This window comes from Candidatus Spongiihabitans sp., assembly GCF_965247905.1.
Taxonomy (GTDB): domain Bacteria; phylum Pseudomonadota; class Gammaproteobacteria; order Arenicellales; family Poriferihabitantaceae; genus Spongiihabitans.
The window spans coordinates 1,787,629-1,809,682 of the sequence record NZ_OZ252047.1 but is presented as its reverse complement, the minus strand read 5'-3'; the positions used below and the strand labels follow the sequence as shown (position 1 = coordinate 1,809,682).

At 48.8% G+C, this 22,054-nt stretch carries 25 protein-coding genes; 2 read left to right on the top strand and 23 right to left on the bottom strand.

The window, feature by feature from the left end; all coding sequences use genetic code 11:
* Positions 1-3: 3 nt before the first annotated feature.
* The 5 genes from ccmE to ccmA all read right to left on the bottom strand — a co-directional run bounded on the left by ccmE (position 4) and on the right by ccmA (position 2,953).
* On the bottom strand, positions 4-531 hold the full coding sequence (gene ccmE, locus ACP158_RS09280) for a cytochrome c maturation protein CcmE (protein WP_424945872.1): 528 nt from the start codon (positions 529-531) through the stop codon (positions 4-6).
* 33 nt (positions 532-564) lie between these two features.
* On the bottom strand, positions 565-717 hold the full coding sequence (gene ccmD / locus ACP158_RS09275) for a heme exporter protein CcmD (protein ID WP_424945871.1): 153 nt from the start codon (positions 715-717) through the stop codon (positions 565-567).
* Positions 710-1,522 carry a heme ABC transporter permease gene (locus ACP158_RS09270; RefSeq protein ID WP_424945870.1) on the bottom strand — a complete coding sequence of 271 codons (813 nt, stop codon included), beginning with the start codon at positions 1,520-1,522 and terminating at the stop codon, positions 710-712. The genes ccmD and ACP158_RS09270 overlap by 8 nt, the downstream gene beginning before the upstream one ends.
* A 67-nt stretch (positions 1,523-1,589) precedes the next feature.
* The gene (gene ccmB, locus ACP158_RS09265) at positions 1,590-2,285 is read right to left on the bottom strand and encodes a heme exporter protein CcmB (RefSeq protein WP_424945869.1); all 696 of its coding nucleotides are present in this window, start codon (positions 2,283-2,285) and stop codon (positions 1,590-1,592) included.
* Positions 2,282-2,953, bottom strand: coding sequence for a cytochrome c biogenesis heme-transporting ATPase CcmA (gene ccmA, locus ACP158_RS09260; RefSeq protein ID WP_424945868.1), 672 nt, complete (start codon positions 2,951-2,953; stop codon positions 2,282-2,284). Before ccmA ends, ccmB begins: the two co-directional genes overlap by 4 nt.
* A 116-nt stretch (positions 2,954-3,069) precedes the next feature.
* On the opposite strand from ccmA, the gene ACP158_RS09255 reads away from it, so the two are divergent.
* Positions 3,070-3,216 (top strand): hypothetical protein, encoded by a 147-nt coding sequence (locus ACP158_RS09255; protein WP_424945867.1) that lies wholly within the window; start codon positions 3,070-3,072, stop codon positions 3,214-3,216.
* 42 nt (positions 3,217-3,258) lie between these two features.
* Here ACP158_RS09255 and ACP158_RS09250 read toward each other — a convergent pair whose 3' ends face one another.
* Genes ACP158_RS09250 through ACP158_RS09240 form a run of 3 tightly spaced genes read right to left on the bottom strand, consistent with a single transcriptional unit; the run spans position 3,259 to position 3,898 of the window.
* Positions 3,259-3,441, bottom strand: a complete 183-nt coding sequence (locus ACP158_RS09250) for a hypothetical protein (protein ID WP_424945866.1) — start codon at positions 3,439-3,441, stop codon at positions 3,259-3,261.
* The gene (locus ACP158_RS09245; RefSeq protein WP_424945865.1) at positions 3,438-3,719 is read right to left on the bottom strand and encodes a hypothetical protein; all 282 of its coding nucleotides are present in this window, start codon (positions 3,717-3,719) and stop codon (positions 3,438-3,440) included. The genes ACP158_RS09250 and ACP158_RS09245 overlap by 4 nt, the downstream gene beginning before the upstream one ends.
* Positions 3,716-3,898, bottom strand: a complete 183-nt coding sequence (locus tag ACP158_RS09240) for a hypothetical protein (protein ID WP_424945864.1) — start codon at positions 3,896-3,898, stop codon at positions 3,716-3,718. The genes ACP158_RS09245 and ACP158_RS09240 overlap by 4 nt, the downstream gene beginning before the upstream one ends.
* Positions 3,899-4,181: 283 nt before the next feature.
* Here ACP158_RS09240 and dinB point away from each other — a divergent pair, with 283 nt between their 5' ends.
* Positions 4,182-5,372, top strand: coding sequence for a DNA polymerase IV (gene dinB, locus ACP158_RS09235; RefSeq protein WP_424945863.1), 1,191 nt, complete (start codon positions 4,182-4,184; stop codon positions 5,370-5,372).
* Positions 5,373-5,454: 82 nt separating this feature from the next.
* On the opposite strand, the gene ACP158_RS09230 is transcribed toward dinB, so the two are convergent.
* The 15 genes from ACP158_RS09230 to ACP158_RS09160 all read right to left on the bottom strand — a co-directional run bounded on the left by ACP158_RS09230 (position 5,455) and on the right by ACP158_RS09160 (position 22,049).
* Positions 5,455-8,457 carry a type I restriction endonuclease subunit R gene (locus ACP158_RS09230; protein WP_424945862.1) on the bottom strand — a complete coding sequence of 1,001 codons (3,003 nt, stop codon included), beginning with the start codon at positions 8,455-8,457 and terminating at the stop codon, positions 5,455-5,457.
* Positions 8,458-8,544: 87 nt separating this feature from the next.
* Positions 8,545-9,063 carry a DUF4411 family protein gene (locus ACP158_RS09225; RefSeq protein WP_424945861.1) on the bottom strand — a complete coding sequence of 173 codons (519 nt, stop codon included), beginning with the start codon at positions 9,061-9,063 and terminating at the stop codon, positions 8,545-8,547.
* Positions 9,060-10,238 (bottom strand): ImmA/IrrE family metallo-endopeptidase, encoded by a 1,179-nt coding sequence (locus tag ACP158_RS09220; protein WP_424945860.1) that lies wholly within the window; start codon positions 10,236-10,238, stop codon positions 9,060-9,062. The genes ACP158_RS09225 and ACP158_RS09220 overlap by 4 nt, the downstream gene beginning before the upstream one ends.
* 243 nt (positions 10,239-10,481) lie before the next feature.
* Positions 10,482-10,901 carry a hypothetical protein gene (locus tag ACP158_RS09215; protein WP_424945859.1) on the bottom strand — a complete coding sequence of 140 codons (420 nt, stop codon included), beginning with the start codon at positions 10,899-10,901 and terminating at the stop codon, positions 10,482-10,484.
* On the bottom strand, positions 10,889-11,623 hold the full coding sequence (locus ACP158_RS09210) for a hypothetical protein (RefSeq protein WP_424945858.1): 735 nt from the start codon (positions 11,621-11,623) through the stop codon (positions 10,889-10,891). The genes ACP158_RS09215 and ACP158_RS09210 overlap by 13 nt, the downstream gene beginning before the upstream one ends.
* The gene (locus ACP158_RS09205) at positions 11,620-12,264 is read right to left on the bottom strand and encodes a hypothetical protein (protein WP_424945857.1); all 645 of its coding nucleotides are present in this window, start codon (positions 12,262-12,264) and stop codon (positions 11,620-11,622) included. The genes ACP158_RS09210 and ACP158_RS09205 overlap by 4 nt, the downstream gene beginning before the upstream one ends.
* 276 nt (positions 12,265-12,540) lie before the next feature.
* Positions 12,541-13,146, bottom strand: a complete 606-nt coding sequence (locus ACP158_RS09200) for a hypothetical protein (RefSeq protein WP_424945856.1) — start codon at positions 13,144-13,146, stop codon at positions 12,541-12,543.
* A 49-nt stretch (positions 13,147-13,195) separates the two neighbouring features.
* Positions 13,196-13,606, bottom strand: a complete 411-nt coding sequence (locus ACP158_RS09195) for a hypothetical protein (protein WP_424945855.1) — start codon at positions 13,604-13,606, stop codon at positions 13,196-13,198.
* Between the two features lie 382 nt (positions 13,607-13,988).
* Positions 13,989-14,795 carry a helix-turn-helix domain-containing protein gene (locus tag ACP158_RS09190; RefSeq protein ID WP_424945854.1) on the bottom strand — a complete coding sequence of 269 codons (807 nt, stop codon included), beginning with the start codon at positions 14,793-14,795 and terminating at the stop codon, positions 13,989-13,991.
* Positions 14,777-14,917 (bottom strand): hypothetical protein, encoded by a 141-nt coding sequence (locus ACP158_RS09185; RefSeq protein WP_424945853.1) that lies wholly within the window; start codon positions 14,915-14,917, stop codon positions 14,777-14,779. The genes ACP158_RS09190 and ACP158_RS09185 overlap by 19 nt, the downstream gene beginning before the upstream one ends.
* 43 nt (positions 14,918-14,960) lie before the next feature.
* Positions 14,961-15,233, bottom strand: coding sequence for a DarT ssDNA thymidine ADP-ribosyltransferase family protein (locus ACP158_RS09180; protein WP_424945852.1), 273 nt, complete (start codon positions 15,231-15,233; stop codon positions 14,961-14,963).
* Entirely contained in the window at positions 15,184-16,671 is a 1,488-nt protein-coding gene (locus ACP158_RS09175; protein WP_424945851.1) for a restriction endonuclease subunit S, read from the bottom strand. The genes ACP158_RS09180 and ACP158_RS09175 overlap by 50 nt, the downstream gene beginning before the upstream one ends.
* Positions 16,668-18,122 carry a KAP family P-loop NTPase fold protein gene (locus ACP158_RS09170; RefSeq protein WP_424945850.1) on the bottom strand — a complete coding sequence of 485 codons (1,455 nt, stop codon included), beginning with the start codon at positions 18,120-18,122 and terminating at the stop codon, positions 16,668-16,670. The genes ACP158_RS09175 and ACP158_RS09170 overlap by 4 nt, the downstream gene beginning before the upstream one ends.
* Positions 18,123-18,563: 441 nt before the next feature.
* On the bottom strand, positions 18,564-19,952 hold the full coding sequence (locus ACP158_RS09165; RefSeq protein ID WP_424945849.1) for a DNA-processing protein DprA: 1,389 nt from the start codon (positions 19,950-19,952) through the stop codon (positions 18,564-18,566).
* Positions 19,953-22,049 (bottom strand): RecQ family ATP-dependent DNA helicase, encoded by a 2,097-nt coding sequence (locus ACP158_RS09160; RefSeq protein ID WP_424945848.1) that lies wholly within the window; start codon positions 22,047-22,049, stop codon positions 19,953-19,955.
* Positions 22,050-22,054: the final 5 nt, after the last annotated feature.

Sequence of the window (22,054 nt, the reverse complement as noted above, 5' to 3'; positions counted from 1 at the left end):
AAATTAATTAGCCGTTGCCTGAGACTGAGACTGAGCCTGAGGATTATCGGTGGTCTTGGTGGCCGCTGTGGCTTTAGCGACCGGATTCGCGGCGGCGGGGTATGGTTTTTTACTGGCCGCCTTTAACGCATCGCTTACTGGCGGAGGCATATAGGTCTCATCGTGTTTCGCCAGCACCTGACTAGCCACAAAAACGCCGTCGCGCATGGCCCCCAAAGCAACGATGCCCTGGCCCTCGCGAAAAAGATCCGGGAGAATGCCGGCATAGGAGACCGCAACCGTGGCCGCAGTATCGGTCAGGTCAAACATGACCTTCAAGTCGGTTTGATTGCGTTTGACGCTGCCGGCAACCACCATGCCGCCGATGCGAAAGTGGGCCTGCGCCGGGGCTTGCCCGGCAACAATCTGGCTCGGGCTGAAAAATAAATTGATATTCTGCTGCAACGCCAACAGCGTCAGTCCGACCGCGGTGGAGATGCCGACTGCCAACAGGCCAGCGATGAGCAAACGTCGTTTCCGTTTAGCGCGCATGAGTGCTTTTCATCATTAATTTCATTGGCATTTTCATTGGCGGCGATAAAACCGCGACAAGGCTTGAATCAATTTTTTGTGTCGGCGCAGCGGCGCGAAATAGTTGTAGCCGAGCATGATCGCGAAAACGCCATAACTTATCCAGATATAAAAACCGTACCCGCCCATATCGAAAAACTCAACCATGCGTCTGCCCATTCATTTGCCCAGTCATCTGATGTTGATGCACCAAGTTCTTAACCCACTGCGTTTGCCGTTCCTGATCCAGCAATTCGCAACGAACGCGATTGAACAAGCAGGCAATAAAATAAAAATTGATGGCGGCGAACATGATCAACAACGGAATCAGCATCGACATATCCATCGTCGGTCGCGCCAGCCGGGTCACCGTGGCGCCTTGATGCAAGGTGTTCCACCATTCCACCGAGTAGTGAATGATCGGAATATTGACCAGCCCGACCAGCGCTAATAATGCGGCCGCGCGCGAGGCCGCGCGTTTATCCTCAATCGCGCTAATCAGCGCCATATAACCAAAATATAAAAACAACAGCACCAGTTCAGAGGTCAATCTGGCATCCCAAATCCAGTAGGCGCCCCAGGTGGGTTTGCCCCATAAGGCGCCGGTCACCAATGCGCAAAAGGTGAACGCAGCGCCCAATGGTGCGCAGGCGCGAGCCACCGCGTGGCCCAGCTTGATGCTCCAGATCAGCCCGGTCGCCGCGGCCATGGCCATGACCACATAGGCGAACATCGACATCCAGGCGCTGGGCGCATGGATAAATATAATGCGGTAACTGTCGCCCATTTGATAATCCGCGGGCGCGACCACCAATCCGTAATACGCGCCGACCGCGAACAACAATAACGCCACGACTCCGCAGCGGGTCGCCCATCGTTGCGCGAAGCCATAAAAATAAGCAGGCGAGCCAAACCGATGCAGCCACAGCCAGAATTTATTCGGCGGACGGATAGGGGCAGCGGGATTTTGCATGACTTGACGCGGGATTTGCGCGGAGATTTTATGCGGGATTTTACTTCAAACCGGGTCGCCGCATTGATTAGTTCAAACTAATTCTCAATGCCGCGGCAATGGCAAAGGGAGCCAGGGTCAAGCACAGCATCAATATCGCCGCAAGAAAATAGATTTGTCCGGCCCAGTTGGTCTGCGCTGCCGCCGCCTGAATCGCGCTAGCGCCAAAGATTAACACCGGCACGTACAACGGTAGCACAATTAAAGCCAGCAGCGCGCCGCTCTTGCGCGCGCCCACGGTGAGGGCGGCGCCGATGGCGCCAATCATGCTCATGGTCGGGGTGCCCAATAGCAGGCTGAGCAACATCGCCGAAAACGCGGAAGCCGGCAAGTTGAGCATCATGCCCAACCCCAGCGCGATGACGATTAAGGGCAGGCCGGTGATGAGCCAATGCGCGCACACTTTTGCGGTCGCCAGAATAAATAATGGATGCGGGCAGAGCGCCAATAATTCCAGCGTGCCATCCTCGTATTCCGAACGGAAAATACCATCCAGCGCCAGCAGCGTGGCCAGCAGCGCCGCCACCCAAATAATGCCCGGCGCCAATTTTTGCAGGAACATCGGCTCCGGACTGATGGCTAATGGAAACAGGCTGACGGTGATGATGAAGAATAATACGGGATGAAAAACCGCGTTAAGGTGGCGATGCGCGATGGCAAGGTCCCGGCAGACGATGGCAAGGAAAACCGCGGTCAATGAATTGCTTTGTTGCGGCACGATCATGATAACGCCGCAGGCGCGCGCAAATGCAGTTGTTGATGCTCGCCACCGAAGTCCAGCGCCGGGTGGCTGGCGTAGACGATAACGCCGCCCGCGTGGATATGCGTCATCATGATTTCATGCAGCAAGGCGATGCCGTCGCGGTCCAGCGCGGCGGCGGGCTCGTCCAGTAGCCACAATTGCGCGTTGCTCCTTAACACCCTTGCCAGCGCGATCCGTTGTCGTTGGCCGGTGGACAACTGAAAACAGGGGGCATCCGCCAAGTCCGACACCGCCATGATGCGCAAACTTTGCGTAACAGAAATAGCGGGTTGGTCATCGGCGAGGCGGCCGAGAAAGGATAGATTTTCGCCGACTGTCAAGTTGTCTTGCAAGGCAATTTTGTGCCCCAGATAATTCAATGACGCAAAATAGGCAACGGGATTGTCGGCAATATTATCGCCATTCCAGAAAATCGCGCCGCGCTCGGGCTGCGACAAGCCGGCGAGAATGCGCAGCAACGATGTTTTCCCCGCGCCGTTTGCGCCGATTAACTGCAACGCCGAGGCCGACTTGACCTTAAAATTCAAGTTCGTGAAAAGCTGGGCATAACCACGCACGCATTCAAGATTCGAGATCGCAAAGGCGGCCTCATTGGCAAAGGACGGTTTAGTATAAATTAGGGGCGGCACAACTAATCCGGTAAAATCGCAATAGTGTACCTTACTCAACCGATTGAACCGTGCGATTGAAAAGGTTCAAGATACTTTAAGGTATAGTGAAATGGTCATAACTAACTGTCCTATAAATGAAAAACAAGCATGTCATTCGCTGCCGAATTTCGGAGAATAAATTCAGGGCGATTCCACGGCTGTTTTGCCTTGATATCGAGGCTTGCAAAGTCGCACAAATCACCGGCGTCTCTGGCCCGGCGACCAGCCGATTGTATACTTAAATCAGACAACACATGTCCGGGCAATGCGAGCGTATGTGTTCACTAATTCACTGCCCGTTTTGCTCCTTTCCAGCGGTGTTTTAGCACCGCTCTCTCGGCCGTCATTCTCGCATCGAACGGCGCGGCTACGCCGCAAATGAGTCCGGCTACGCCGGACGGCATATTCCACTGGATTGCCCGGCCAATAATAATATGGGCCGGGCAATGACGACCCTTATTTGTCATTCTCGCCGGCAGGCGGAAAAAACCGCCCTCCCTGCCGTCATTCCCGCCGAAGGCGGGAATCCAGTTAAATATCTGTCACGCGTAGCGTGACTCTTTTTAGCATCCGGCTTTGCCAGACACAAACCGGCGGCTTCGCCGCAAAGGAGTCCGGCTACGCCGGACGGCATATTCCACTGGATTGCCCGGCCAATAATAATATGGGCCGGGCAATGACGACCCTTATTTGCCGGGCAATGACGACCCTTATTTGCCGGGCAATGACGACTCTTATTTGTCATTCTCGCCGGCAAGCGGAAAAAACCGCCCTCCCTGCCGTCATTCTCGCCGAAGGCGGGAATCCAGTTAAATATCTGTCACGCGTAGCGTGACTCCTTTTGGCATCCGGCTTTGCCAGACACAAACCGGCGGCTACGCCGGACGGCATATTCCACTGGATTGCCCGGAACAAGCCGGGCAATGACGAATTAAGGTAATAGAGCACGTTTTAGTGTCACGCTTTGCGTGACACTTATTTACCATTGTCTTCTCAAAAGGACACATCGCCTTCCGATTCACCATTGTCCCCCCAGCCCGTCATTCTCGCCGGCAGGCGGGAATCCAGTTAAAATATGTCGTCCGGCGTAGCCGGACTCCTTTGAAAGAGTGTGAGTTTCGTTTCAATATGCGCCACGAAAATGGGTGTCAATATCTGCTAAAATCTATCCGAAATCGACCGCTTAAAGTATCTTGAACCTTGAATTTTGATTCTACACATTGACATGGATGCATTTTATGCGTCTGTTGAAGAACGAGAAAACCCGGAGCTGAAGGGTAAGCCGCTAATCGTGGGCGGTCAGGCATCAACGCGCGGTGTTGTTGCCGCCGCGAACTATGCCGCAAGAAAGTATGGTATTCATAGCGCGATGCCGACTGCCAGCGCAGTAAAAAAATGCCCGGATTTATTGATCGTCAAGCCGCGTGGTGAGTTATACAGTAGAATTTCAAAACAAATACGGGCGATATTTTACCGCTATACCCCAATTATTGAGCCACTTTCCCTGGATGAAGCATTTCTTGACCCGCATGGCAGCGAACGGCTGCATGGCGATGCCGAAGCCATCGGCAGGAAAATTAAAACAGACCTCAAGAGCGAGTTGGATTTGGTTGCCTCGGTGGGGGTAGCGCCCAATAAATTTGTTGCCAAACTGGCAAGCGATTTCGACAAGCCGGATGGATTCGTCATCGTCATGCTTGATGAGGTTCAGGCATTTCTGGATCCGCTGCCAGTAAATAAAATCTGGGGCGTTGGCAAGGCAGCCAATGTCAAGTTGTCCAGACACAACATCAGAACGGTCTGTGACCTGAAAACCAAATCACCCCAATTCCTTGATCAGTTATTTGGGCAATATGGCGAGCAGTTATGGCGTTTGGCTCATGGCATCGATGAGCGAAAAGTAACGCCAGACCGCGAAGTTAAATCGGTTTCCCAGGAAACTACTTTCGCTCAGGATCTAACTTACTATCCTTCCATCGAATCCACCGCCTTGTATCTCACCGAAGGGGTTGGTTATCGGTTACGAGAATCCGAACTTAAAGGTAAAACGGTGACCATCAAAATTCGCTACGATGACTTCAAAACCATCACCCGCTCGCGTAGCCTTGATTGTCAAACCAGCCAGACGAACGAGTTATGGAAAGTTGTGAAAACGCTTTTTCAAGAGACCTTGGGAAATAAATCTTTTGCTATTCGCTTGATTGGCGTTGGCATCTCGAATTTTAGTGAAGCAAATTTTGGTGAAGATGAAGAGTTAGCGACGCAAACGGATTTATTCAGCACTCCGCCGAAAACCCCCAAGCCCGAAGCAAAGGGACAACTTCTGGATCAGCTATCCGATGAAATTAAACATAAATTCGGCAAGCAAAGCATAAAACGCGGTAAGTCGGTCTGCTGAACGATCAGGGGGAGATCAGTGCCGGGCAAGCCGATGGCAATCAGTCGGCAAGCACCTTGCGCATAAGGATGCTATTGTCACTTCACCGCATGACCCGTTGATCGTAGGTCAATCCGAACACAGTGTCCTGCATCCATTTTTGAAATGAGGCGTTATCCGTGAACTGCTTGTATAGCTCCGTATCGTCCCGGAGCAAATCCGTCATCACGCGCTCCAGCACCTTGTCATGCTCAATGCGGGCATTCGGTTTGTCGGAATTCTTTCTGGCGTTCTGGTATGCCGGGTCGGTGCTCACTTGCTTCGGAATATCTTCAGTGATGCGTTTATGCACCAGGTCTGCATCACTCCATCCGATGTCTCCGAACAAGTCATTAAATTCATCGATGATGTTTGACAAGCGATCCATCTCGGCTTCGGGTTTGCCGCCGCCACCATCGGGCGGTAGTGGATCAATCTCACCATCCTGATCAGGCAATCCAATCTTCTCCATGGCCTGCTTCTCAACGCGGTAACTGTCCATATCTATGAGGTCCAAAATCCCTTTGGACAGGTCTTCCTCAATCGGTGCCGGCAACTTCGGCACCAGGAAATTCAGAAAAATAGATAACTCTTCCCACTCGGCTCTGGCGTAGGGCAGGATGGAAGAAAGAAAACCATAAGCGCGTAAGAAGGCCTTGGCTTTACCTTTGAAGTCCACCTGCCCGTCCTCATCAAGATGCTCCCGATAGGCCGCCACGCAGGCATCCAGGATGGGGTCGAGACGATCGCGCTCTGCGCCACCAAGACACTGCCTTGCCAGGTCGTTAACCTGCTCTGACGCATATACCTGATGCCCATCCAGTACGGCTTTTAAGTCGTGAAGTTTATCGGGATCGGTCTGTTCGGACAGGATGGTGGTTCGATAATAGTCTGCGAATGCAAATTGAATCGTGTCCACATCGTTCATAAAGTCGAGCACAAAGACATCGTGCTTCTTGGGATGCGCGCGGTTGAGGCGCGACAAAGTCTGCACCGCCTTAATCCCGGAGAGGGTCTTGTCCACATACATGGTGTGCAACAAGGGTTCATCGTAGCCGGTTTGAAACTTGTCCGCGCAGATCAAAAATCGATACGGCTCATTCTGTATTTTGTCGGCGATCCGGCTTGACGGGAATTTGTTGAGCGAGGTCTCGGTCATCTTCTTACCACCGTATTCATGGTCGCCAGAAAACGCGACAATGGCTTGATACGGGATTTTGCGTTCAGCCAGATACTCGCGGATGGCGTGGAAGTATTGTATTGCCCGTTCAATGCCGTTGGTCACCACCATCGCCCGCGCCTGGCCGCCGATCTTGCGGGGAATGAACACCTGTTCATGGAAATGGTCCACCATAATCTCGGCTTTGAGGCGGATGGCGTGCTGGTCCCCTTCAACGAAACGGCGTAGTTTATTCTGCGCCTTCTTGACATCAAACTCAGGGTCGTCCGCCGCGGTCCTGGCAAGTTTGTAATAACTCTTTACCGGCGTGTAATGCTTGAGCACATCAAGAATAAATCCTTCCTGAATCGCCTGTTTCATGGTGTAACTATGGAAGGGCAGATATTTCTCCGTGCCATCCGCTTGCGGCTGTGGCTCGCCAAAAAGTTCCAGCGTCTTGGACTTGGGCGTGGCGGTGAAGGCAAAGTAGCTGGCATTGGGCAGCAACCGGCGCGCCTCTATCAGTCGGTTGATCTGGTCTTCAAAGGTGTCGTCTGCCGCTTTCCCGCCATCTTCCGAAAGCGCCTGTGAAATCGCCGCCGAGGTTCTGCCGCCCTGGCTGGAATGTGCTTCGTCAATGATGATGGCGAAATGACGACCGCGCTGTTCGTCGCCGATCTCGTCAAGGATAAAGGGAAATTTCTGCACCGTGGAGATGATGATCTTCTTGCCGCTGGCAATGAATTTACGCAGATCTCCGGAGTGCCTGGCATGACCCACCGTCGCCTGCACCTGAGTGAACTGTTTGATGGTTTCATGGATTTGTTTATCAAGGATGCGCCGGTCGGTGACCAGGATGATGGAGTCAAACACCGACGCGCCATTGCGCGCCAGCCCGATGAGTTGATGCGCCAGCCAGGCAATGGAGTTGGACTTGCCGCTACCGGCCGAGTGCTGGAGCAGGTAGCGTTGCCCCGCGCCCTTCGCTTCAACATCGGCAAGTAACCGCCGCACCACATCCAGTTGATGATAGCGCGGCCAGATTTGTGTTCGTTGCTTGCGCCCGGTCTTATCGTCCTTTAACTCGACGATTTGAGCGTAATTCTCAATGATGTTGGTCAAACTGTTGCGGCTCAGCACTTGCTTCCACAGGTAGTCAGTCTTGAGACCGTTCGGGTTGGGCGGATTGCCCGCGCCGTCGTTCCAGCCTTGATTGAAGGGCAAAAACCACGACGCCTTGCCCTTGAGGTGTGTGCAAAAACGCACCTCGTGTTCGTCCACCGCAAAGTGCGCCACGCAACGCCCGAAGCCGAAAAGCATCTCGCGCGAGTCGCGGTCACGCTTGTATTGCTCCACCGCATCGTCCGCCGTCTGCTTGGTCAGGTTGTTCTTCAATTCAAAAGTAAATATTGGCAGTCCATTGATGAACAGACACAGGTCAAGGGCGTTGCGGGTGTCCGTGTTGCTGTATTGAAGTTGCCGCGTGACGGTGAAGCGGTTAGCGGCGTAGTTCGTCTTTGCTTGCTCGTTACCCACCGACGGCGTGCCGTAGAAAAGGGTGATGTCGTGGGCGCGGTGCTTGAGTCCGGAGCGCAACACCGCAATGATGCCACGCTTGTCGATTTCACCCTGCAAGCGCGCCAGGAATTTTTGCCGAGTCGGGCTGTCATCAGCAAGACCGAGCGCAGCGGCAACCTCAGGTTGGGTGTCTCGCAGAAACAAGGAAAGTTGCACCAGGTCGACGCAGTATTCGCGGTCGTAGTCGGCGGGGACACCGCACATCCAACCGACCCCGAATGCCGCCGGCCGCTCTTCCACCCAATCGATTTTTGTCGGCTCACAGGGCGCACCAGTCAAGATGGTGCAAATCAGATCTTCTAATCCGCGCTCAGTGGTGTCGGTGGTCATGTTGTTTTGTCAATCGCACAGTATAATTATCAATCAATTAGGTTAAAGCGGATAGCGTCTCATCCGTTTTTTATCAATAGAATTCTTCTATTGTGGCAACTGTAACCCAAATGTAATCTCCATTTCTCGCAGCATAGCAAAAGTATTTATGTAAGGGACGTCAAATTGTTGACACACATTAGGTATGGGAACTCTTCTTTTTATATCCGGATTAGATTTTTCATCGGTAACGAGAATCAGGTCATGGGTTTTAGTATATGCGACTAACCACCCGTCTGCCCCAGCGGCAAACTTGGTTTTTTCTTCGTTCTTAAAATCTTCACTGCTAACCCATTCTATAATTTCCGAATAGAAACCTTGTGTAGTGGGTTCATCCGATGATTGGAAAAAGCCTTCTGGTGCGGTATTTTTCACCCAATCCCACAAATTGTCTTCGTTTGCTTCTATTTCTTTTTTTACCCAATCAATGCTCATTAGTTTTCCTTGGTCGTGATAGTAAGAAAGACAGTCCCAGAATCCGGGGCAAATATCGAACGCATAATAACGTTTATGCGCTTCTATAAAAACGTTTGCATCAAGCAACCATGCCTCAGAATTTTGTTTCATTCTTGCTCACGCATATCCATATTGCTCATGAATTTGTCAAAAGTTTTACCCTTTAACCCCGTTAGGCTATAAGCATCCCGATAAAAAAGTCTGCCCTCACTAACCGCTCGCCAGATAGCGACACCAAGCGGATGCCCAATGCGCACATTCTGGGTATTCCAAAAATTGCCACCACCCATTTGTTTTTTGTGGCGATCGGTTTCTATTTTCCATTCGTTATATAAATTGAAAAAAGTGTCCAAATTGATTGATCCAACATCAAGCATACGACGTGCTGCCACTATAGTGCTGACCTTAAAATGTCCGGCGATTTTCTGGCATTGTTCAGAAAAGCCAAGACCGCCATCCAGAGACACACCGAGTTCCGCTCTTGGCACAAGAAATTCCGCTGCCACCTGATCGCAAAATCTCTCAATTTCATTTTCTACCGATCGAAGATTTTTGAATTTTGATAAACCAGATTCAGCAATAAATATATGCGCTAATTCATGTGCAACCGTGAACATCTGCGCCGCCTTGTAATCTGCTCCATTAACAAAAACCAGCGGGGCATATTTGTCCACCAAAGCAAATCCCTGGAACTCTTTAGGTTTTAATTTACGATGGGTGTTATTCCCTACCACTCCGTTGAACATGGTCAGAACACCAGCACTTTCGAAACATTTTACTAAATAACGAAGAGCGTCTTCCCAATTGCGATGTTCTGCCGCCCAATTTCCTGACAGATTAAGCGCGCCTTTCATTGCGCGTGCAACTTCATCGGGCCGATTTTCAAGATTGAAAGAACCGACAAAAGGTAATGCTTCAATGCCATCCTGCAATAACTCTTCTCGCATCCATGACTGCCTTCTCTGCATAGTGTGTACCGTTTCAAGCAGATTAGGACTAGGGTTTGGTGATGCTCTGCCATCTCTGGTGCGAAAATCCGGAATCGTAAGTTCATCCAAATTTATTGGAGGAGTAGAAAGGTAAAGAAGTCCGAGAGGCGTGTAAGTATGGTGGGCGAGGTTATCGATCTGGGCAAGGCTGATTTTGCCACTCTCCTCCCATTCCACAACACGCTCCCGCTTCACGCCAAGTTTCTTGGCGATTTCAGTCTCTTCGTAAGCGGCGCGTTCCCTCGCCCAACGCAGGACAATCGGCTGCAGCGTAACCTGTTGGCGCCTTGCATTCATAGTACATCTATCGGAATGTTCTGCAATGGTTATTGCTACTGGTATAATTTGTCGCCAGAATAAAAAATCAGGATAGAAATTCTATCGTAGACATGCACATGCGATGTTCATGCGTTCCGAGGACTTTGCGACGCACAGAAATATACCACAGATTGCCGACCCACATCTGAACCGTTCAAATATTCTAATCCGCGTTCAGTGGTGTCGGTGGTTGTGGATAGCCCGAGCGTTGATGACCGAATATCAGGCACTAAGAAAAGATTGGTTATTAGCCGCAATGTTAGCCAACTCCAGCGTTTGCTCTAGATTTTGCTCTGACCCCGAAAAGTAAATGCCCGCGTGTGAATTATCTGTAGGCGTTGGGTGATACTTTATCTGGAGATTTTCAATGTTTCCTTTTGCCTCTACAACAGGAATCATGGCGAATCTTCCACTGGGAGAAAGTTTGATTGCAATAGAGTCTCTGATACTTTGCAAACGTTGACACGTATTCCCGCTGAAGTGTTCCAACCAATTAACGGAAAGATACGAATCACTCCCCCGCAACTCGAAAGCAGTTTCGATAATGGCTCCATACATCACATGACGCGGACTGCAGTATCGTAACACATGATCTGAATTTGGAATGTCATCTCCATCTTGCAAACAAACTACTCCGGCCATTGCGGTATATTATTATTGTTTAGAGATTCCAAAACACGCTTTTTTCTACCCCTGCCATTAAGTCGAAATTTTCCATCGGTGGCATCATCATCTGGCCCGATCATTGCGAAGGAAATCTCATTGTTCTCGAGAAATTCAAGGAGGAGATGTTTGTTATCGGCCAGTCGCCATCCGGCAGACAAGGTGCCTTCGGAGAAAATTCCCAAAACAGGTTCTCCTAAAACAGTAAAATCGCCGATGAATTGCTGAAAATTCCGAACAGATTCAAGAGACAATGGTTTTTCGCCCTCTTCAAAATCTTGCAGGTCCGCCAACTCATTGATTCGTTCTGCGCTCTCTGTAAAACTTTGCTCCTGCAAAGACACAAATATGGATGAAAACTGCTCTCTTCTAACCAGCGCGTTATGTATATCTTGGACGGATTTGCTTATTTTTTGAATATAGCCAACATTGATTGTTGGCAGAAAATAATTAGAAGAACTAGTGTTATTTTCTTGATGCCTAATTGATTGTGCGTAGAATTTTTGGTCAGATTGTTCTATGGGAAGATGTTCAGATATACCGTTTCTGATGAGTTCCACCCCTTCATCTAGCACAAGCGAATGTATCCCCACGCCATCCCCAAAAAAAGCACTGGATCCAACCTCAATAGGATTCGCGCTTCTCATGGTTGCCATTAATCCCTCTCTGTTTTCGTGGTCTGCAAGTGTGATGGGTCTCATGTCGTATTCTCCTCTTCTAAAAAGTATTTGTTTAAGTAGCCGGAAAGAACATCTTGGTAATGCGACACTCTTTTCAAAATTTCTTTGAGTTCATTTATTTTACTTTTTGGGTTTTTTAACTCAAAGTGAAAGTTGCAATCGACTATGACAGAACTACGGTCTGGTATCTTGGTAGATAAGGAACAAATGGACAGATCGTCGGGTTGTAGTTTAAGTGTAAATTCCGCACCCACTATTTCCTTTTGCGCTTCACTATCCTTTAAGAATTTTGATTTAACCCATTCATGGGAGTCTGCATTCAACGTGATATGTATTAGCCAATTGAGACCAAGCGCTGTGTAAGGAATGTGTTTGAGCACTTCAATGTATTTCTGCGCACATTGATACACACGATATGACTCCTGAAATTTTGCATTAACTCTCTCATGAATAGTGCATCGTTCAGGCATAACCATCCACGCAATATCGCCATACTCAATTTGTGCAACAACGGGGGTGATTAACAATGGACCGGTGGGTTCCAAATCTCGGGCTACTATCCCATTGTTTTTCAGAAAGTCAGGGTTGACTATAGACGGGTTATGGCTCTGAGCGACTATCACAACAGAGACGTTGTCGACTTTCCAATCAATGATAGTCATGGGGATGTCTCAAGAATGGAGAGCAAGAAAGACGGTCGCCATCAAGCGATTTTTTACCACAAAAGTTGGGCAACAGGGCAATGATGTGTATTTTCACATTGCTACTCAACACAAGTCAATACTGAATTCACTCTTACCTACGTTCATTTTAGTCGGTTTACCCTCGCAAAAAACCAAGCTAGAGATGGTTAAATGACGATAACTGACAGGCTTCCACCTTCGTGATATAAGGGATTCTCGACATTTTACCAGCATCCGCCGTTAATCACGAACACGCTATGTTGCTTCAATCGCGCTCTTGAGGCAAGCGTCCCAATCCGCATACTTAAAGTGACTACTACTAGGATGCATAATGGGAAACGCCAATGCTTTGCCATTGGGGTAAGGATAGAACCATGTTTCTCCATGCTCTTTTTTTGCATTCGGTATATCAGGCCCTTTGTCATCTGATTCTCCAAGGTTCTCCCAAAGGTCGTAGCCGAGTACAGCAACAACATCAGGACAAAGTTCTGCCAGCATTTCATTAAATGCGAGCCTGCCTTTTTCCCACATCTCACGCGTAGGGCGCACCCTTGAACTACATCCGACGCTTTCTTGGACAAAGTTAGCAAATGCAACGGAATGCCAGAATGTTTTTTTATCTTTCGGGGTTGGATAGCACCTATAAAAAACACTCGCAATCATGGTCCAGAACCGATATGTGTTCTGCCCTGATAGTTGTTCCTCAATACATTCATTTGTCAGTGTTGGGTATGAGGATAGAGAGACATCCTTGTCCCATTGATAATGCGATTCGCCTAAGACAAGTACGCGCTTCTTAAAAGTGCCACTGCATTGACGGTAATTCTTGCCAACCCAAGGCGTGAAATGAACATGTTTCATGGTGTGTCCCCTTATAGTGATTAAATTGGAGGAATGATTGGTTTCCTTATTATTTAAGGATAATTTGTTTTTTGTTGCGCCCCATCAGCCTCAAAATAATTATCACCGCTATTAAAAATGCGATAGCAAACTGCACAATTGTAGTAAAAATAGCAATCCAAATATTTGTCTTTTTTGTTAAATAATAAACAAACCCCAGAACAAGTAAGAGTGAAGTTGTTGTCAAGAGGATAATGTTTAAATTACCCTGCTCGAACGCCAACAAAAAAGTGGCTGTATTGTTTTGCAAAAACATGAACTGTGACAAAAATGTAAAACTTGGAATTAGCATAAATAAACAAGTTTTTATATTGAATGGCTTGTATTGATACTTCTTAAGGGAATACTTGTTGGCCGTTATGACTGCATAAGTCATAACCACCAAAACTAAAATAACCCCAATAATCATTAATACAAGCATGGCTATTGCTCCCGATTAATGAAATAAATGAATATGGATAGTGCCGCGAAAACGACAAATGGTTGGTTTTTCATGTCTGTACCTCGTGTTGATGTGTGCTTTCCATGACACCTTTGGTGTCGGGTCGTTGCACACATCGCACAGACAGACTGTGGTGTTGTTCCTGCTTATTCGCCAAGCCTGGGGAGCTACCCCTAGCCGGGGTCAAGGGCTGTTGTATTCAGCAGGTGACCCGATTTAGCGGGAGCGCCTGTTGCACGATGTATGCGAGGGGAATTCTATCAGGGATCGAAAATGGAAGTCAATGTATGTCCGGGTTCACCACATATGAGACAAAATCAGGCAGCCAAGGCAGGTTGCTGATAGTACGCCATCGGCGTCATCAATCCAAACTATCGTGTGGCCGGTAATGATTATAGGTCCATTGGTAATGAACCAGTTCCTGGTTGATCGCGGCTGCCGTCAACGCTCCTTCATACAGCGGGTAAAACTCATAACGGCTGGTGCCATTGGCTCGCTCAACGCAACCATTCCATTCCGGCTTTTTAGGCGGCAACATAAATAGCGGTATGTCCAAAGCCTCGCAGGCTTGCTCAAACTCATCCCGAAACTCGCTGCCGCCATCGACCTGTATCAAGCGGATTTTGAACGGCGCTTGTTCGATAAGGTAGATCAAGAAGTCTTTGGCGTTCCTGCTGGTCGCACGGCTATAGGCTTTTAAGGCAACAAATCCGGTGACTGGACAGGCTGCCTTGAACTCTTTTATGCTAAAGCCCGCTGGTAGTCCTACGCTCATATGGTCAATCTGTATCAGCTCACCTGGCTGCCTGGCGCGCATCCCATATGTCCAGCGCCTGGCGTGGTGCTTGAACTGGCGCCGGCGTTTCGGCTTGACCCGCTTCAAGCGCACCAGCCGGTCCAGGATGCGCCCAACCGTGCTGATGCTCAGAAGCAGTCCCTGATCCCTGGACAATACCTTCCAGATCTTGCGTTTGCCCCACAAGGGATAACGCTTGCGCAAGTGCAACACTTGTTGCTCCTGCTGCGCTGTCCATTGTCGGCCGCGCACGCGCTTCGGACGACGGCTTTGGCTTTCCAAGCCACGCCAGCCGCTCCGCCGATAACGCCCTAGCCAACGGTAGTAGGTCGCCCTCGAGCAGCCGATGGTTTTCAGGCATACGTCGTGCAACCGGCTGATTTGAGCTCGGCATAGAGTTCCAGTTTCTTTATTCGGGCGATGGCGGGTTCACTGGTGGTGTCGGCAATCGCCTGACTGCGGTATGATTTGATACGCAGGCTTTTTATCTGCATCGGGTAGTCTCCTGTGATTTAAGTGAAAAGATTTCACCTTAGACTACCCGATTTTCTTAACTAATAAAGTCTCATTTGTGTCTGAGCCCGGACAGAATTCTATCAGGTGCCAGGAAAACTGTTGTTCAACAAGAAATTCGGCTTGTTTCTCATCCTGGCAGCCTCGCCATTGGTCTGCGTCTACCGCATCCCAATCGATTTCCCCAAGTTGCGATAAATCGCAATAGTCCTGAAAGTAATGCGAGCCCGCATAATAAGAAAAACAACTAATTCCCGTGCCCAAGTTCCGCAACCATGTCCAATTCGGCGGCTTCATCAAATGTCGTGTCGGAGTCAAGCACATCAGCCGTATCGCTATCTGGCATAACATCGTCCGCGTCCGCTTCATCAGACAACTTCGTTGCCGCATCGCGCACATCCACCTTGCCGGTGACTACATCGGCGATTAAGCGGGTGCGGTATTCGTTGATGAGTTCAATCTCGTGGTGGGTGCGAGCGATGGCGGCGTCAATTTTGGCGGTGGTTTTGTCAAGATACTCGACGATGGTGGTTTGTTCGGGAAGGGGTGGGGAAGGAAGCCGCACAGATTTGATGTCAGCGTGTGAGAGTCCGTATCTAGTGACGCCATTCGCCCGGGTATGGAACTGGTAAGCGAGCCCTTTGCTCTGCAAGGCACGAAGTAAAAAACTACCCATAACATCATTAACATGCGGCCGCAATATCGCCAAGTGATAGCCGGAAATAATGTCTGACGCTGGCTCAGTGACTAACGCAGGCACTCCGATGTCATCCCAAGTCTCCGAGTCTTTTGTGATGAGGACATCGTCTTTTATAAGGCGGAATCGTTTGATTTCGTCATTGGTGGCGGTTGCGTGCATAAAAGTCATCTGCTTGCTAATGTAATCATTCTTGTAGACATCAACGTAGTTACAGAGGCGGACTGGTGTTTCTCCCTCCTTTATATGCTTGTCCACGTTGCTTACTCGCATATCTATCACATTACGAAGCCGCCGCATCTCCCAATGCGTTGGCACATCTCCCAGCCATTCCACGCCAGAGGGTTTAAGGGGAGCATCAGGGTCAAGACCGCGGGTGACGGCGCGGTGAATGATGGCTTGTTTCTGCTCCGCCAATAACCCGAGCAACTTGCGCTTCGTCCGCACATAACGTTGAATCCGCCGCTCCACATAATCCAAGTAACGCACAATGGCCGCTTGTTCGGGGAGGGGTGGGAGAGGAAGCCATACGGATTTGATGCCAGCGTGTGAGAGTCCGTATCTAGTTACGCCATTCGCCCGGGTATGGAACTGATATGCGAGCCCTTTGCTCTGCAATGCGCGATGTAAAAATCTACCCGTAATCTCATCAGCATGTGGCCGCAATATCGCCAAGTGATAGCCAGAAATAATATCTGAAGCTGGCTCGGTGACTAACGCAGGCACTCCGATGTCATTCCAAGTCTCTGAGTCTTTTGTGATAAGGATGTCATTTTTCATAAGACGGAATTTATCGATTTCTTTATCGGTGGCGGTTGCGCGCATAAACGTCATTTGCTCGCTGATGTAATCATTCTTGTAGACATCAACGTAGTTACAGAGGCGGACCGGTGTTTCTCCGTCCTTTATATGCTTGTCCACGTTGCTTACTCGCATATCTATCACATTACGAAGCCGCCGCATCTCCCAATGCGCTGGTACATTCCCCAGCCACTCCACTCCAGAATCCTTGTGTTTTGTATAGGGAGCCAAATTCATTGCTGTCGTTTTTTTGTCGGTGTTTCAGTAAGTTCAAGCAATTTGGCAAACGCATAAAAGTTTTTGTGATAACTCATACTCTTCGCCCATGTTTGCGCAACAGAACGTAATTGAGCTATACGGTCAGGATTTGATGTTCGAGTTTTTTTAGAGAATCTTGGAGAATTTAATACAGATCCATCTTCCCAATTTATTAATTCATCAAAAGCATTGTTAGTATCTGGATTTATTTGAGAATCCAAGTGATAAAAAAGTGCCTCTGACCACAGCAGTGCAAGTTTAAAATCCTCGTAGTCACGATCCTTACTTTTGTCCACGATTAGTGCATCTATACAATCCAAAACCTCGTTCACTGGGCATTTGCCTTTAATAAACTCACGATAAAGATTGGGTTCTTTTAGTCGTAATATTGCAAGCATAAGCAGTGAAAACAAATACATGTCAAAGCCGCCCCGGGACTTTTCTCCGAAAAAAACAATTGAACGTATGCAGTAATCCATATCCCGGAGAGATAAATCCAAGCGTCTAAATATGCTCTGAAAAGAATCAAAACTGCTGGGAGGGTAATTTCTATTATCATTCGTGTTGGTTTTATCACCCAAAAACATATCTCTGACTTTATAATGATTCATCAAATGCTCACAAAACTTTCCTCCATCGGCTTCCGGCAATATGAACTCCATATCAAAGAACCTTCTGAAATATACATCCGCATCAATTTCACCATAGATTGATTTAAGTGACTGACACAGTTCGGCGCGATTAACACCCAGCACAAAAACCATGTTGGGAACATCAAAAATATGTTTGATTCTTTCCAGTAGTTCAATAGCAAACAGCGGACGGCAACGATCAAGTTCATCAATAATAAAAACCAGTGGCCGGTTGGTTTTTTTCCTTACTTCTGCGGATATATCTGTGAGAGCATTTCTGAGTTCATTTTTATATTTTATTTGTTCATGATACGAATCTAACGCGTGGTTTTTAAGAGTTTCGGATATTTTTTCCAGCGATATACCGGTATATTTTTTGGTAAGACCATCAGCAATTTTTCTAAATAGTAATTCCGCCTTTTCCTTAACATCATCGACTTTAAATTCATGCTCGGAGTTGGATTCTAATTCTTCTGAGAGTTGCCCGATAATTGCAACTAATGGATCAGGACAAAAATCATCTTCCCAGGCATTAAAATAAATCGCTTCAAATCCATCTTTTTTCAAGGTTTCCTGCCAACGCTTCAGTAAAAATGTTTTACCGGTACCCCAATCCCCATGCAGACTGACGACAAACGAATCCGTTTGTTTTTCGATTAAATGCGTCAATGACTGCGCGATTTGCTCACGTCCTAATGCGTCATCGCCCCAGATATCGTCAGGTGAAATTTCAGGCTCGTACGCTTTGAGCGAATTTGTCTGGAAAGAGTCGCCGGGGTTGTTCGATGTTTGGTTCATTTTTTAGTCCTGAAACAAATCAATATAACTTTGATACACAAACTTCCGGTTGCGGAATTGCTTGGTCACCTCGTGCAGGATGCCGACTTTGACCAGCCGCCCCACCAGATTGTTGGCTATCTATACTTTTCTCCCATAGTAAAGGCTACCTTTACTATAGCCCGATATGTCTCCCATACTAAACGCTGCCTTTACTATAGCCGGATTTTTCCTCCATACTAAAGGCAGCCTTGCATAGTGGCATCATCGGCTACTCGTCCATAATCTCATCCAACAACCCCTCGCTTTCCTGAGCTATGGTCAAATCCGGTGTTTGGGGCTATCCGGTGCCAGCACCGGTTTAAGCTTGTTGCCCACCTGCTCCAGCAAACCGCGGCGCGCGAATTGGGCGAATTTTTTTAGTTTTGCTGTTTCCATTACTAACCTTATTTTCTCGCGTCGTTAATTGAGAAAGTCCTGCTGTTTATTTTCTGCCCACTGGTACTGAACCGGACGGTTGAGTTTGTTAACCTTACCTTCTTCAACCGCTTGCTTTAGCCAGGCTGTTAACTGGCTTTTGTGTAAATCTGTTGCGGTCATTAACTCATCAATACCAAGTGCCTGCTGCTGGCAGAGGGTTTGTATTTTTAGAAGAAACAAGCCATAAAAACTCGCGTCTTGCAGCTTTATTGGCCCTTCTTGTTCAACCAATTCAGCTTTTGCTAAGACCTTCTCAGCGCCGGTAGATGTTTCGGTGTCGTTTTCTTCACTATTTTGTTCCGCATTTTCTGGCTCTTCGGCCTTTAGAGTGCTTAGCTCAGTTTCAACCAATGCCTCCTCTGGTTGATAATCTGATACTGGCTCTCTAGTCGAGAGGTTCTGAGAAAGCGGGGAATCTTTTGCTTCCCGTGCTGGATTTGATGGAAGATCTATAAGCAAGCCATCCACAGTAAAATCATCGATGGATTGGGGTAACCAGCGAGCACCTTTCGCAACCAGCTGAGCATTACCTGCTTCCGAATCCTGGGTTTCTTTTACCCACAGCGGTACCCATTGTTTGTTGATGTTCTCAATCGCCCCATTCCAGGTGCCGCCTTTGGTGCCGGAATGCACGGCAACAGCTGAATCGGAAAGGCAATAGATGTATTTGTTACGCTGCATGGCATTACCCGGACTAAACCCGGCTTCGGGGTAGAAGGGTGAGATCAACACCAGGTTATTGTTCATAATATGTTGTCGATATTTACGACTGCTACTGGCCTTTAACAAGCTATCGGCCATTACGCCAATTACCGTACCTTCAGTCTCCAGTGCGCCTAGCATGGCCGCTTCATCCACTCCACGGGCACCACCGGAGACGATTGAAAATGCACCTTCCGCTGTTTTTATCCCAAGGTCGCGACTAAATGTCAGGTCGGCCTCACTGGTATTACGGGAACCAATAACGGCAATACCACCTTGATTGAGAATACTGCGATTACCACAACCGAAGAGTATCGGAGGCGAATCATTTTTGAGGCGCTTTTTCAAGCGCTGGGGATAGTCTGGGTCCGAGCGGGTAATAATCCACAGGCCTGCTCGACTCCATTTTTCAACAGCCAGAGCCATGGCTGAGCCGCGATTCATTAACTGTTCTAAGCGATCAAGTGACATTTTGCTATCGCTCCAACCAACCAACAACTCGGCGATTTTTCCCGTTAACAGACTTTCCGGCCGAAGCCCCTTATCTTTCAGCCAGAGTGCAAATTTCCCCCATTCCTTGTTGGTCAATGGGCGAACTGCTGTATCGCCGGCCTTGTTAAAATAGGCCGTTAGCAGCAGTACGGCCTGAGCATTGGCTGATAAACTCATCTAATCACCTGTACTGGTTGAGGCCAGGGCGACTGGGTAAACAGCCTCACATCCCTGTTGGCATAATAATGCCGCTAAGACAGTTACCGTCCAGCCTGAGTCAATAACGTCATCCACCAGTAACACCGGGCCAGCAGGAAGCTGCTCGGCCACGGCGAAGGCCCCATCGAGGTTACGGCACTGGTGGTAACGGTTTTGCTGAAACTTCTGCTGTTCGTTGTCGAGCGTTTTGGTAATAACGGTAACAAAGGGTAGACCCAGTTTGGCAGCAAGGCGCTGGGCGAAGTCTGGCACTAATGCTGGATGATTCAGTGAGGGTACGCAGGTTACCCACTGTGGTGCAGGGTTTGGCTGCCATCTTTGTGTGATCATTTCTGCGGTAGCATTAACAAGTTCTTGCCGAAAGCTGTCCGCGTGTTTATCGCTCTCAACCAGACCGCCCCAACCGGCATCGCCCCAGCGACTAAGGATTCTACCGTCTGACGCTTGCAGGTGTGCGGGCAAGTTGCCGCGAAAACCGTAGATCGGAAAGGCATCGGCCGCCACCTGTATTTTGTGTTTGAACACAAATGCCGAGTGTTTCAGGTGCTGGGCGGCTGCTATACCTACTGTTCGGTCAATATCCCGGCTGAAGATTGGACTGGCTATGCAATTTGCACACTTACCACAGGGCTCTGAGGCCGGGTCATCCAGTGCATTGCGAAGGTATTCCATGAGGCAACCTGTGGTATTTATGTAGGCCTGCACTTCGACCCATTCCTGTTCGCGCTGGCCAGAGAGATGGGCTATACGCTCATGATCCATCTGAAAATGAACCGGCGTACGATGCCACCTGGGGCCATCTTTAATCACAGGGGCCGGGTTTTCTACACTCAGAAATTTAAGCACCTTGTCGATTTGACCCTTACGGAGGTTTAGGTATTCCTGCAGCTTTACGATGGATAGCCCGTCTGAATCTCCCAGCGTCGCTAACATGGCATTGACCTGTTCTTCACTGGGAAAGGCGGAACGTCGGAAAAACTCATGAATCCGCTCATCTTCATGCCCGGCTAATAGCACACCATGGGATTGTTCTATGCCACGCCCTGCACGACCCACTTGCTGGTAATAGGCTACGATGGAACCTGGTGCCTGATAGTGAATAACAAAGCCTAAATCTGGTTTGTCATAACCCATACCTAATGCCGTAGTGGCTACCAATACCTTGATATTGTTATTGAGTAAACGCTCCTCCAAATTCCGCCGGTATGCATCGGAGTTGGCAAAACCTTCGCACTCTACACCGCTGTAATAGGCTGCTGCATCTATACCCTGGGATTGCAGCCATGAAGTCACCTGCTCCGCATCGCGTTTAGTCAGTACGTAGACAATACCGGCCAAATCCAGCTTGGGAATATTGATGGATAGCCAAGCTAATCGACTAGCCTGATCAGGCAATGTGATGTTTTGCAGGGTAAGGCTTTCACGTACCAACGGGCCACGTAAAACATCCATATCACCTAGCTGCCCGATAACATCTTCTATTACGCGGTTGTTGGCAGTTGCCGTTGTGCCCAGTACTGGCATATTTGGCGGCATCTGCTTTAGGATATTAAGAAGCCTGCGGTAATCCGGCCTGAAGTCATGCCCCCAATCAGAAATACAGTGCGCCTCATCCACGACCAACAAACCAATCTTGTCAGCGATGGGTAGCAGCACTTCATTTATAAAGTCTTCATTTGCCAGGCGCTCGGGAGAAATGAGCAAACAATCAGCTTGATCAGCCTGGACTTGATGTATTAATGCGGGCCATTCATCACGGTTAGTAGAATTGAGTGTAATGGCTTCTATACCCAAGTTGTTGGCTGCATCGATCTGGTTTCGCATCAAGGCCAGTAAAGGCGACACAATAATGGTTGGCCCAAAACCACGGTCTCTAAGCAACCGAGCACCAATAAAATACACCGAACTCTTTCCCCAGCCGGTTCGCTGTACCAGGAGAAGCTTTTTCCGCTCGTTGACCAGCGCGTTTATTGCCTCCCATTGGCCCTCTCGAAATACAGCATCGGGATTATTGAGTGCCCGCTGTAGCAAGGCTTCCGCATCTTGTTTGCTCATAGCTG